Source organism: Filifactor sp. (genome assembly GCF_057248345.1).
Genome location: NZ_DBHIIC010000003.1, coordinates 43000 through 56716 on the forward strand (window position 1 = coordinate 43000; position 13717 = coordinate 56716).

The 13717-nt window shown below is 37.1% G+C and carries 12 protein-coding genes; all 12 read left to right on the forward strand.

The annotated features are described in order from the left end of the window. Positions 1-48: 48 nt before the first annotated feature. The 12 genes from ACO5GE_RS01110 to ACO5GE_RS01165 all read left to right on the forward strand — a co-directional run bounded on the left by ACO5GE_RS01110 (position 49) and on the right by ACO5GE_RS01165 (position 13701). The gene (locus ACO5GE_RS01110) at positions 49-2832 is read left to right on the forward strand and encodes a UPF0182 family membrane protein (protein WP_484829079.1); all 2784 of its coding nucleotides are present in this window, start codon (positions 49-51) and stop codon (positions 2830-2832) included. Positions 2833-2936: 104 nt separating this feature from the next. After that, on the forward strand, positions 2937-3851 hold the full coding sequence (murB, locus tag ACO5GE_RS01115; RefSeq protein WP_484829138.1) for a UDP-N-acetylmuramate dehydrogenase: 915 nt from the start codon (positions 2937-2939) through the stop codon (positions 3849-3851). Continuing rightward, positions 3838-4572 (forward strand): PHP domain-containing protein, encoded by a 735-nt coding sequence (locus ACO5GE_RS01120; RefSeq protein ID WP_484829080.1) that lies wholly within the window; start codon positions 3838-3840, stop codon positions 4570-4572. The genes murB and ACO5GE_RS01120 overlap by 14 nt, the downstream gene beginning before the upstream one ends. 40 nt (positions 4573-4612) lie before the next feature. Further along, a complete protein-coding gene (gene rapZ, locus ACO5GE_RS01125) occupies positions 4613-5473 on the forward strand; it encodes an RNase adapter RapZ (protein WP_484829081.1) in 861 nt (286 codons plus the stop codon). A gap of 363 nt (positions 5474-5836) precedes the next feature. Further along, positions 5837-6823: a gluconeogenesis factor YvcK family protein gene (locus ACO5GE_RS01130; protein WP_484829082.1), complete on the forward strand. Its 987-nt coding sequence runs from the start codon at positions 5837-5839 to the stop codon at positions 6821-6823. Positions 6824-6882: 59 nt separating this feature from the next. Then, positions 6883-7326, forward strand: a complete 444-nt coding sequence (locus ACO5GE_RS01135) for an NUDIX hydrolase (RefSeq protein WP_484829083.1) — start codon at positions 6883-6885, stop codon at positions 7324-7326. Next, a complete protein-coding gene (whiA, locus tag ACO5GE_RS01140) occupies positions 7305-8258 on the forward strand; it encodes a DNA-binding protein WhiA (protein WP_484829084.1) in 954 nt (317 codons plus the stop codon). Before ACO5GE_RS01135 ends, whiA begins: the two co-directional genes overlap by 22 nt. Before the next feature lie 9 nt (positions 8259-8267). After that, positions 8268-8534, forward strand: coding sequence for an HPr family phosphocarrier protein (locus ACO5GE_RS01145; RefSeq protein WP_484829085.1), 267 nt, complete (start codon positions 8268-8270; stop codon positions 8532-8534). Between the two features lie 16 nt (positions 8535-8550). Continuing rightward, positions 8551-9774: a peptidase T gene (gene pepT / locus ACO5GE_RS01150; RefSeq protein ID WP_484829086.1), complete on the forward strand. Its 1224-nt coding sequence runs from the start codon at positions 8551-8553 to the stop codon at positions 9772-9774. Positions 9775-9937: 163 nt separating this feature from the next. Next, the gene (locus ACO5GE_RS01155; RefSeq protein ID WP_484829087.1) at positions 9938-12652 is read left to right on the forward strand and encodes a calcium-translocating P-type ATPase, SERCA-type; all 2715 of its coding nucleotides are present in this window, start codon (positions 9938-9940) and stop codon (positions 12650-12652) included. Between the two features lie 34 nt (positions 12653-12686). Then, complete coding sequence (gene tsaE, locus ACO5GE_RS01160; RefSeq protein WP_484829088.1) at positions 12687-13148, forward strand: tRNA (adenosine(37)-N6)-threonylcarbamoyltransferase complex ATPase subunit type 1 TsaE; 462 nt, start codon at positions 12687-12689, stop codon at positions 13146-13148. A 22-nt stretch (positions 13149-13170) separates the two neighbouring features. Further along, positions 13171-13701 carry a 3H domain-containing protein gene (locus tag ACO5GE_RS01165; RefSeq protein WP_484829089.1) on the forward strand — a complete coding sequence of 177 codons (531 nt, stop codon included), beginning with the start codon at positions 13171-13173 and terminating at the stop codon, positions 13699-13701. Positions 13702-13717 lie beyond the last annotated feature (16 nt).

Here is a 13717-nt window from a genome sequence, read left to right on the forward strand (position 1 = left end):
TTTCAAGAACAGCTGAAAGAATGTGGTAGGAGAAAGGAAGGATTATCGATGGCTAAAAAAGTGCAAAGATTTGCGATTGCAAAGAAAAAACTGTTGATATTAGCAGGAATACTATTTTTGTTGTTATTGATTTCTAATCAATTGATTACTTTTGTAACAGATATTATCTGGTTTCGACAAATAGGATATTTGAACACTTATTTAAGAGGTGTGTTTGCTTCTCTGATGCTTGGAATTCCGATATTTCTTTGTGTGAGCTTGCCGGTATATCTTTTTTTCAATCATTTCTATAAAGATTTTTTGGAACATTTTCATATTTTGGAAGATGAAAGTCGACGCAAGTTTGTGAAACGGGGAATTCTTGTGGTATCTTTGGTGATGTCCTTTATTTTTACCAAATTGATGGTAGCAGAAGGATGGATGGATATGCTCAAGGCAATTTACGGTGTTTCCTTCGGTATCGATGATCCGATTTTTCATAAAGATTTGGGATTTTATGTATTTCAACTTTCTTTCATGAGCAAACTGTTACTTTCCTTGTCAGACCTTGTAATGTTGTTATTTTTGACGAACGTTGTGTTCGGATTTTTATTGATTCTGTACTTATCACCGAGTTTATTGAACAGAGAGGAGGAAATGTCCTCCCTATCGTCAGCTCATCCTAAAAACATGATAAAGAGTCCGATTTGGACATTTTTTGTAAAGCGACTTCGTCTTTTTGGAGTATTGTTCTTTCTGTTGATTGCAGGAAGAAGTTTGATGATGTCTTACTTTTTGTTATATTCCAAACGTGGTGCTGTGTTTGGTGCAGGATACACCGATGTTGTCATCAATCTTTGGGTGTATCGATTCGATGCAGTTTTAGCTTTGGTTGCAGGAGCAATACTTCTTGTACGAAAGAAGTTGACAAAAAAATTAGCGATGTCGTTAATTGCAATCATGTTGTTTGTTAACGTGGGAAGTGCTTTTTTAGAGACAGTTGTTCAAAACTTTGTTGTTGCACCGAATGAGTTGTCAAAAGAAAAACCATATATTGAAAATGCAATCAAGTATACCAAATTGGCATACGGATTAGATAAAATTGAAACGAGAGAGTTCGATTTGAAAAATAATTTGACTGCGGAAGCATTATCTCAAAATCAAGAAACAGTCATGAATATCAGTTTGAATGACTACCGGCCTACTAATGAGGCGTTCAACCAATTACAAGGATTGCGGGGTTATTATCGATTCAGTGATGTGGATATTGACAGATATCTATTGGATGGTAATTTGACACAAGTGTTTTTGTCTGTTCGTGAAATGGATAAATCCAAATTGGAGGATAAGGCACAAAACTGGATCAATACAAAGTTGAAGTATACACATGGATATGGACTTGCCATGGCGCCTGTCAATCAATTGACATCGTCCGGACAACCGGAAATGGTGATGAAAAATGTACCGATTCAAAGCGATTATCCTAATTTGGCATTGGAAAAACCTCAAATTTATTTTGGAGAATTGGCAACGGATTATGTTATTGTCAATACCAAAGAATTGGAGTTTGACTATCCGAAAGGTGAATCCAACGAAATGACACAATATCAAGGTAATGGTGGAATTCCGTTGAATTTTGTGAATCGATTGTTGTTTGCGATACGTCAACATGATTTCAAAATTTTGATTTCTGAAAACATCAATTCAGAAAGCAAAATTCTCATCCATCGTGATGTGCTTGGCAGAGTGAAAAAGATAGCACCTTTTTTAAGTTATGACAGTGATATTTATCCGGTTGCAGTAAACGGAAGGGTAATGTATCTTATTGACGGATATACTGTTTCAGAACATTTCCCATATTCTCAACCGATTGTAGATGAAGAGAGTATGCAAGAGATGAACTATATCCGTAATTCATTCAAGGTAGTGGTAGACAGTTATGATGGGGATGTATCGTTCTATGTTTTGGATGAAACCGATCCGATTGTCAAAACTTATGCAAAAATTTTTCCCGACCTGTTCAAGCCTATCGATGCTATGCCGTCAGGAATCAAAGAACATTTGAGATATCCTCAACAGTTGTTTGATATTCAGTCAGAAATTTATTCGACCTATCATATGAATGATTCTCAGGTGTTTTATAATCGTGAAGATCAATGGAGTATCCCTTCCGAATTTTATGGTGGAGAGGAGAGTAAGATGGAATCTATCTATTCTACCTATCGAATTCCGGGAGAAAAACAGGCAGAGTTTCTATTGAGTATTCCATATACTCCAAAAGCAAAACAAAATTTGACCGGATTGCTGATTGCAAGAAACGACGGAGAAGAATATGGAAAATTGATTCTATATCGTATGCCGAAAGATAAGATTGTAATTGGACCACAACAGATGGAAGGCAAGTTCAGTAACAATGATAAAATATCTAAAGATTTGTCCTTGTGGAACAGTAGAGGTTCTGAAGTGTTGAGAGGTCATATATTGACAATTCCGATAGATGACAGCTTGCTCTATATCGAACCACTTTACATTCGTGCATCGGGAGAAAATGCGATTCCTGAAGTAAAACGAATCATGGTAGGATATAAGGATCAAATTGTAATGGAAGAAAGTCTTTCCAAAGCATTGGAACAAATTTTCACATCAGATGGAAAAGAGATACCTGAATCAAACCATACTGTTTCCAGAATAGGTGAGATTACAACGATGAGTGAGAAAATTCAAGAAGCGGGTATCAAGTATAAAGAGGCACAAGAAGCACTTCGAAACGGATCTCTTTCAGAATATCAACAGAAGGTGGATGAGATGGGTGCTTTGATTGAAGAGTTGGAGAAACAAGAGGAGATTCGTTGAACATCCGTTGATTGAAAAAATGTAAAAAACAGTTATAATAGAAATGATAAAAGATGATAATTTTTTTCATATAGAAAATGAGGATAGAAAGAATAGGTGAAATGATGAACCATCAGGAAATCAGAAAAGTATTAAAAACCGTTTTGAAAGATGATCAAATTTCCGAGAAAGAGAGTATGAAAAAACACACTTCCTTTCGTATCGGAGGAAATGCGGATTTTTTAGTACTTCCAAACAGTATTGCAGAGTTACAACAGTTGATGAGAAGGTTAAATGAAAATAAGATTCCGTTCTTTGTAATGGGAAATGGAACAAATTTATTAGTAAGAGACAAAGGAATTCGTTCCGTTGTGATTAAGTTGGCGAGAAATATCAGTGGTTATGGTATCCGAGGAACGGATATTTTTGCAGAAGCCGGATTATCTCTTTCTGCTTTGTCCAGAGTCATTTTAGAGGAAGAATTAGCAGGATTTGAATTTGCAAGTGGGATTCCGGGTACCATAGGTGGAGCGATTGTGATGAATGCCGGTGCTTACGGTGGAGAAATGAAAGATATTGTAAAATCGGTATTGGTAATGGATGAAAAAGGATTGATTTTTGAAATCAAAGCAGAAGATATGGAGTTTGGATATCGTACCAGTATTGTGTCCAAAAAGAAATTGATTGTGCTTGGAGCAACATTTTCTTTAGAGAAGGGAAATCGACAAGAAATTCAGAAAAAAATGGATGATTTTGCATTCCGTAGAAATACGAAACAACCGATACAGGATGCGTCTGCCGGCTCTACCTTCAAAAGACCGGAAGGATATTTTGCCGGAAAATTGATTGATGATAGCGGTTTGCGTGGAGTATCTCACAGGGGGGCGCAAGTTTCTCAGTTGCATTGCGGTTTTGTTATTAACAAGGGCGATGCAACTTGTGAAGATGTGTTGGAGTTAATCAATATGATTAAAAAAACGGTATATGACAAATTCCAAGTCTCTTTAGAAGAAGAGGTGAGGCTAGTTGGAGAAGAATAGATTTGTGCAGACAGCAGAGTATCATACTCATACATTCTACAGCGATGGGAAAGGTACCATGGAACAAAACGTTCAGATGGCACGAAAGATAGGACTGAAGACAATCGGAATTTCCGATCATGGATATCGCCACATGGGCTTTGGTGTAAAATATAAAGAATATCCAAAAATGAAGGAAGAAATTTTGAGATTGCGTGAAAAATATCCTGATATTGAAATTTTGTTGGGAGTAGAGGCGAATATTTTGGATGATAGTGGAGAAATTGATGTAGACGATTTTATCTTACAGTATGTTGATTATGTGATGGCGGGGTATCATTTCGGTTCTTCCATCACTAAAATAAGAGGTCTTCGCAATCATATCTGTAACTATATCAAACCACTCAAAAATTTGGAGATAGAGTATAATACAAGAGCATTGATCAATGCGATGAAAAGAAACAATCTGTTTATTTTGACACATCCCGGTGATAAAGGAAGAATTGATACTCTAGAGGTTGCAAAGGTTGCCAAAGAAACGAATACCATTTTGGAAATCAATACCCACCACCCTAACTTAAGTGTTGAGCAGTTGAAATTGATTAAGGATATGGATTTGAAATTTTCCGTTGGAGCAGATGCGCATCATCCGACACATATCGGGATATTGGATCGGGCGTATCAGAATATTTTGCAGTCAGGAGTATCCGTTGACAAGATTATCAATTTAGAAGAACGATAGAAACAGAGTAGATTTTGCAGTCGGCAGATAGGAGGATACGATGAAGACAATTATTGTAACGGGATTGTCCGGCTCCGGTAAGAGTGAGGCAATGAATATATTTGAAGACATGGGATATTATTGCATTGACAATATGCCTCCCTCTTTAATTATGAAGTTCAAAGAGTTGGGAAATCAAAACTTGGATCACATAGAAAAAGTTGCTTTTGGAATTGATATACGAGGGTATCGGTTCTTCGAGGATTTTAATGCAATTGAACAATTGTTGGATTCATCTCAACATGATAATATTGAAATTTTATTTTTGGAAGCACAAGATGAAGTTTTGGTAAGACGCTATAAGATGTCACGACGAAGTCACCCTCTTGCAAGAAGTCACAATATTTTGGAGGGAATCCGAGAAGAAAAGAATAAGATGAAGCCTCTTCGTCAAAGAGCAGACCATATAATTGATACAGGAAACATTAGTACAAGACAGTTACGAGAAAAATTGATACAGTTGTATCAAAATACGGAAGAAAAACAAAAAATCAATTTGGTTGTTAATTCATTCGGATTCAAACATGGAATACCGATTGATTCCGATTTGGTATTTGATGTGAGATTTCTACCGAATCCATACTATGTGGAGTCGCTCAAAACAAAGACGGGAAACGAACCGGAAGTACAGGAATATGTGATGAATTCGGAAGAAAGTCATCAATTTATGACTTACTTGAAGCAGATGATTGATTTTCTGATTCCGAACTATATAAAAGAAGGAAAAACACAACTGTTGATTTCCATTGGTTGCACAGGTGGAAAGCATCGTTCCGTTACGGTGGCAAATAAGTTGTATGAGCATTTGGAACAAAAGGGTTATCAAGTATTTCGACATCATAGAGATGCTGATAAACTGTAACCATATCACTTTATGAAGTGAGAGTATCTAAAGGAAGAAACAAGATATCTGAAAAGAAAAGCAGAAAACATAGAATAAATTTGTCTGTTTTGTTATGATGTAACCTAATAAAAAACAAGTGGAAAGTAAACTGTGAGCACAGCAGAGGATGATTCAATATTTGAAGAGTTTGCTTGGTAACAACGATAGAGTCGAAAACGAAACTAATTGGATACACTTGACAAAATAGGTTTATCAACAATTTTAGGTTGTGCAAAGAAAGAGAGCAGAAAGACTAAAATTTTATTTTTAAAAAGAAAACAAACTTTTGCTAAAGGGGATTAGCAGGCATAAGATAGCATAAAATAGAGAGGCTTGAATTCTATGAAAAATATGGGAAAGAAAAAAATTGTAGTTTTGGGTGGGGGAACAGGACAAGGCAATCTTTTGAGAGGCTTAAAACAGGAAGAAGAGTTCGACTTGACCGCGATTGTTGCAGTATCAGACGATGGAGGTGGTTCCGGTACCATTCGTACAGAGATGAAGATGCTGCCACCTGGAGATATTCGAAATTGTTTGATTTCGTTATCCAATATGGATCCAACAATGGAGAAGTTAATGAATCACAGGTTTCGATATGGTAGCTTGAAGAATCAGAACTTCGGAAATTTGTTTTTGCTTGCGTTGAACGAAATTTTTGAAGATTTTCAAATTGCCATCGATCAAGTGTCGGAAATGATATCAGTAAAAGGAAAAGTAGTTCCGGCAACATTGGTGGAGATTCGATTAGTTTCTACTTTAGCAAATGGAAATGTTGTGATTGGAGAGTCTGCCATTGGTCCGACGTGTTTAACGCAACAGTCCAAAATTGAAAAGATGGAAATTATTCCACGAAACCCTGAGGCAAATCCGATTGCAATCAACAAAATTCATGAGGCAGATTTGATTGTTATCGGGCCGGGAAGTTTGTATACCAGTTTGATTCCGAATCTGTTGATTCCGGAAATTCAGCTTGCAATCAAAGAAAGCAAGGTTCCCAAAATATATATCTGTAATTTGATGACAGAAAATGGAGAAACACATCATTTAAATATCTATCAACATGTCCAAGTGTTGCAGGAGATTATGGATTGTCGACTGGACTATGTAGTATTAAATAACCACAGTATCTCTAAGGAAGCAAAGGATAACTATCGCAGAGAAGAGAAACGATTTTTGTACGCACAAATAGAAGATATTGTAAAAATCAATCAACTTGGGATTCAGACCATTCGTGGAGATTTTGTAATAGAAACGGAATATGGTGCAATTATGCATGATAGTGAAAAAGTATCAAAAATAATTTCAAGTATTTTGAAAAAAGGAATATAAAAATTATATTTTTTGAGATATAATAAAAGAATTATATCTGTAAGGAAGGATAGAGGACTTTGTTAAAAGAAGAGATAAGTTCGGGTGGAGTGGTCGTATTTAACAATGCAATTTTACTTCTCAGAAAGTTTAATGGAGACTGGGTTTTGCCGAAAGGAAAAGTGGAACAAGGAGAAACATTGGAACAAGCGGCATTGCGTGAAGTTTCAGAAGAAAGTGGAGTAAAGGGGCAAATCCAAGAATACTTGGGTGAAATCCACTACACCTATAAAGAAAATTGGGATGAAGACAGACTGGTTCATAAAACGGTACACTGGTATTTGATGCATTGCAAGGATATGGATACCTTGCCACAAAAAGAGGAAGGCTTTGTAGAAGCAAAGTTTATCCATTTCAACCAAGTACTACAATTAGCACGTTATGATGATGAAGGTGCAATTATTAAAGTTGCTTTAGAAAAAATAACGGGGAAAAAAATAGGATGTCATTTTCAACAGAGGTAAAAAATAATTTAGCTCGAATTATTCCGAGTACGAAAGCAGAACAAATCAGTGAACTTTCCGGAATGATTCGTGCAGGTGCCACTTTACGTTTTGTCGGAAGAGGATTGTTGTCATTTGTGATTACAATTGAAAATCCGGCGGTCTGTCGCAAGATTGTAAAGATAATCAAACAATGTTTTCAGATTCAAGTAGAAATCAGTGTAAAGAAAAATGAAAATTTGAAAAAGAGATTCTATACGATTTCTATACCTGAGGATGAAAAGGCAAACATGATTCTGGTAGAAACAGGAATTTTAGTCAAAAAGGAAGACTTTTATTCCTTGACCAGTCAGATACCGAGCCATATTTTGAAGGTAGAAGAAAATAGGAATGCCTATATCCGTGGTATTTTTTTAGGTGGAGGCTCCGTTGGAGATCCGGCAAAATCTTATCACATGGAGTTTGTGACAAGTGATGATGAGTTTGCAGAACATTTCAAAAATATGTTGAACGAATATGATTTGCATGCCAATGTGACCAAAAGAAAGACGAATAATGTCGTGTATGTCAAGGACAGTAGCCATATCGCACTGTTGTTGGCTCTGATGGGAGATTATGAAAACACCTGTCACATGGAGAGTATTAAAATAGAAAAACAAGTTAGAAACCGAATCAATCGACTTGTCAATTGTGAAACGGCAAATATCAGTAAGACGGTCAATTCTGCGGGAAAACAGATTGAGGTGATTCGATATATTCAGGATACAGTCGGTTTATCGGAGTTATCAGAAGAGTTGCAACAGATTGCTCTGTTGAGGTTGGAACATCCCTATGCAAGTTTGAGAGAGTTGGGGGAACAGTTGGAGATTCCAATTGGAAGATCTGCAGTAAATCATCGGTTAAAAAAGATACAGCAGTTTGCTGAAAAAATAAAAGAGTTAGAAGAAAAGTAGGGAGTTCTTATGTTGACAAAACGGTTTCAAATAAAACTAGATGTGGGATTACATGCCAGACCGGCAGCAGCGTTTGTGCAATTATGTAATCGTTTTGACTCAGAAATTATTATCAAAAGGGATTATGCAACAGTCAATGCAAAATCAATCATCGGTGTGATGGCATTGGGTGTAGCAGACGGAGATGAGATAGATTTGGTAATTGACGGTTCTGATGAAGTAGATGCTTTGGAAACAATAGCACATTTCTTAGAAGAAAAGATACAATTGATATAGAGGATGTGATGTCACGATGTTGTTAGAACGATTTTTAAGTTATGTAAAAATTGATACACAATCAGACGAAAGTGCAGAAGGAGTACCAAGCACAAAAAAACAATTTGATTTGGCAAAAAAGTTGGAGCAGGAGCTCATAGAAATGGGATTGCAAGATGTGTCATTGGATGAACATTGTTATGTAATGGCAAAGTTGCCATCTAACCAAAAGGAAGAGTCCGTTTCTTTAGGACTGATTGCACACATGGATACCAGTCCGGATATGAGTGGAAAAGATGTCAAGCCGATATTACACGAAAACTATGACGGAGAAGATATCCTATTACCGTCAGGTGTTGTGATTTCTAAGAAAGAAAATCCGTTTTTACAAAATTATATCGGGCAAACTGTTATCACAACAGACGGTACGACATTGCTTGGAGCAGATGATAAAGCCGGTGTCACGATTATTATGGAGGCATTGCACCATTTGGTGACTCATCCTGAGATTCCTCATGGAACAATTTGTGTAGCATTTACACCGGATGAAGAAATTGGACGAGGTGCAGATTTCTTTGATGTTCAAAAATTCGGTGCCGATGTTGCTTATACAGTAGATGGAGGAGAAATCGGAGAGTTGGAATACGAAAGTTTCAATGCTGCATCCGCAAAGATTACCATTCATGGAAAAAATGTGCATCCAGGCACTGCAAAAGACGTGATGGTGAATTCTATTTTGCTTGCAAACGAGTTGGCATTGCGTTTTCCGATTCAAGAAACACCACAACATACAGAAGGATATGAAGGATTTTATCACTTAAATGACATCGAAGGAAGTGTTGAAAACACAACGTTGAGATATATTATTCGTGATTTTGACAGACAGCATTTTGAGGAGAGAAAACAGTTTGTTCAAACAACAGTAGAGAACTTTGCAAAAGAAAAAAATGTAACAATTGATTTGGAACTCAAAGACCAATATTATAACATGGGAGAAATTATCAAAGACCACATGGAATTGATTGAGATTGCACAGAGAGCTTTCTTAAAAAATGAGGTAGAACCTAAAATTCAACCGATACGTGGAGGAACAGACGGTTCCAGACTTTCTTATATGGGACTGCCGACACCGAATATCTTTACCGGAGGCCATAATTATCATGGAAAATTAGAGCTTGTTCCGTTAGAATCCATGGAAAAATGTAAGGGAATTGTACTTTCTATTATTGATGAGTTCAGAGCCATTTCAAAAGTAAAATAAATTGATTTCTTAGAGGAATAACAGTTTGCATCATGAGAGGAAATCACTTGCTTACGGTATTGCTCTAAGAAAGAGACCTTTGTTTAAACAATTCTCGTTTAGATAGAGGTCCTTTTCTGATTTTAAGGGTATATGTGATAAAAAGAATAGAGGAGGAATGATGATGGAAAGAATAAGATGGGACAGGCGTTCCATTCAAGATGTGTTACAAGAGTTTCAAATCAGTACTGATACAGGATTAAACAGCGCTCAGGTCAGTGAAAATGAAAAAAAATACGGCTTGAATCAGTTGAAAGAGACAGGTAAAAAGACATTTCTTTCAAAAGTGCTGGATCAATTCAAAGATTTTTTAATTCTGATATTGCTGGCAGCCAGTGTGGTGTCATTTGTGATAGGCGAAAAAACTGATGCCATGATTATTGTTGCAATTGTTATCATCAATGCGATGTTGGGATTGTATCAAGAAGGTAAAGCGGAAAAAGCGATAGAGGCATTGCAAAAATTAGCAGCACCGAATGCAAATGTCATTCGAAACGGAGCGCCGATTTCTGTTCCTGCAGAACAGTTAGTACCCGGAGATGTGGTTGTTTTGGAGACAGGAGATATTGTTCCGGCAGATTTGAGATTGGTGGAAAGTTATAACCTTCAAATTGAAGAGGCATCTTTGACAGGAGAATCCGTTGCAAGTGAGAAGCGAGCAGAAGATATTTGTGAAGAAGACGTTTCGTTAGCAGATAGAAAGAATATGGCGTATGCCTCCACTATTTTGACCTATGGAAGAGGAAAAGGTGTTGTTGTTTCAACAGGACATGATACAGAGATTGGAAAAATAGCAGAGGTCATTCAAAGCTATGAAGAAGAGTCCACTCCTTTGCAGAAAAAACTTGCACGTTTAGGAAAACAACTTGGAATTATCGTATTGGCAGTCTGCGTTGTTGTATTTGTGATAGGAATCTTGCAAAATCTTCCAATGTTAGATATGTTTATGACATCTGTCAGCTTGGCAGTTGCAGCGATTCCGGAAGGACTTCCTGCTATCGTTACCGTTGTGCTTTCCTTGGGAATGGGTAAGATGGCATCCAAACACGCCATCGTGAAGAAATTACCGGCAGTAGAAACACTTGGAACAACGACAGTCATCTGTTCCGACAAAACCGGAACCTTGACACAAAATGAAATGACAGTAGTCAAAGTGTTTGTAGATGAACATATCCTTGATGTAGAAGGAGAAGGTTACGAGGCGGACGGAAGAATTTGTCATGAAAAAGAAGAGGTTGATGTTGAAACAGTACCGACCTTAGAGAGATTGCTTGAAATAACATTGCTTGCCAATGACGCAAAACTCAAACGATTAGAGAATGGAAAATTAGGAGTAATGGGAGATCCGACAGAAGGAGCACTCATTACCTTGGCAAACAAATGGGATATGCATTCCAAAGACTACGAAGAAGCACATCCACGAAAAAATGAACTTCCGTTTGATTCAGATAGAAAGATGATGACAACATTTCATGAAAATATCGGAAAAAATCCTATTGTTTCCTTTACAAAAGGTGCACCGGATGTGGTGTTATCCCGCTGTTCCTACTGGAAAAAAAATAATGAAATTGTCGAATTGAACGATGAGTTAAGAGAACAGATTTCAGAAGTGAATCATACATTCTCCAGAAATGCGCTTAGAGTTCTTGCATTGGCATATCGTTCATTCGAAAAAATGCCGGAAGAAATTACCGTAGATGCGATTGAAAATAAAATGATTTTTGTCGGATTGGTCGGTATGATTGATCCTGCTCGTGCAGAAGCGAAAGAAGCCATTAAACTTTGTAAACATGCCGGAATTATACCGGTGATGATTACAGGGGACTATAAAGAAACAGCCTTTGCAATAGGACAACAGCTTGGAATGGTAGAGGATATTTCTCAAGCAATGATGGGAACAGAATTGGAGCAGTACAACGCAGAACAGATGAGAGAAATTGTAAAAGACAAACGTGTCTATGCCAGAGTATCTCCTGAGCACAAAGTAAAAATTGTGACTGCATTGAAAGAAAACGGCAACATTGTTGCTATGACCGGAGACGGTGTCAACGATGCACTTGCTATCAAAAAAGCAGATATCGGAATTGCGATGGGAATTACGGGAACAGATGTTGCAAAAAATACTGCAGAAGTGATTTTGACCGATGACAATTTTGCATCGATTGTCGATGCAGTACAAGAAGGAAGAATCATCTATTCCAATATCAAAAAGTTTGTTTCCTTCTTATTATCCTGTAACATTGGAGAAATTTTGATTGTATTGGTAAGCATTTTGATGAAACTTCCTGTTCCGTTGTTACCGATTCAACTATTGTGGCTTAACTTAGTAACAGACAGTTTTCCTGCATTGGCACTTGGAGTTGAAAAAGGAGACGAAGATATTATGAATCAGCCTCCTCGTGATCCACAAGAACCGATTTTGGACAAGAAAACATCCATTCGCATTGCAGTACAAAGTATTGCTATCACGATAGCAACGATAGGAGCATATCAATACGGATTGCGTCACTTTACAGAGCAGACGTTGGAGGGAGCAAGAACCATTGCATTTGTTACCTTAATTTTGGCAGAACTGTTGAGATCATACTCAGCAAGAAGTGAGAGCCATACCGTAATGTCTATCGGAATGTTCTCAAACAGAGCATTGACATTGGGAACAGTATTTTCACTTTTTATGACATTGATAGTAATCTATATTCCATTTATGAGAACCTTGTTCCACACCGTATTCCTTGGAGCAGAGGAATGGAGCAGAATCATACCGTTTGCGTTGATTCCGTTTGTTGTTGGAGAAGCTTATAAGTTTTTCCATAGATCAACAGACCGAACACAGGAATAACAGTTGTTGCAAAGCAACGAAAGGACAGTCTGGAATGAAGAATAGGATATTACTGAAAAATGAAGACGAAACAAAATTATTCGGAGAGAAGATTGGAAGTGCCATCACACAAAAGCTGTTGATTTGTCTGAACGGTGACCTCGGTGCAGGAAAAACCTGCATCACAAAAGGAATCGCCAAAGGTTTGGGCATTATGGATGATATTACCAGTCCGACCTTCATTTTGGTAGAAGAATATGAAGGAAGACTCTCACTCTATCATTTCGATGTCTATCGAATTGATGACACTGAAGAACTGTATTTTATCGGATTTGACGATTACCTTTCCAAAAATGCAGTTGTGATTATCGAATGGTCGGATAAAATCGAATCCATCTTGCCAAAAGAGAGATTAGAGATTAGATTGGATTATACAGAAGACGGAATGAGAGAAATTTGTTTGAATCCGGTTGGAGAAGCTGCACAAACATTGGTAGAAACCATAGCAAAAAACTAAATGAAATTTAGAAATAAAAGGAGTGATTGCTTTGCGAGGAAAAGCACGAAGGGATGATATTCTAAGAAGATTGATAGAAACGGACAAACCGTTGAACGGAACGGAATTGGCAAAGATATTTGAGATTTCCAGACAAGTCATTGTTCAAGATATTGCAATCTTGCGTGCAGAAAATCACCCTATTATTTCAACCAACAGAGGCTATATCATTGGACAACAGGAGAGCAGACCGCATCGTACATTTTGTGTGAAACATACAAGAGAAGAGACGCTTGACGAATTGAATCTGATTGTGGATGAGGGAGGTCATGTACTTAATACAACCGTAGAGCATGATCTTTATGGACAGATTACTGTAGAATTGTTTTTGAAAAATCGTCGAGATGTGAAAGAATTTATGAAACAACTCAATGAAACAAAATCCATTCTACTGACTTCTTTGACCGACGGATTACACTTTCATACCATAACAGCTGAAACGGAAGAAGATTTGGACAGAATAGAAGAAAGTTTGAAAGAACGAGGATTCTATGTTGATTTGATAAAAGAATAATTAGGATACAAAAAAA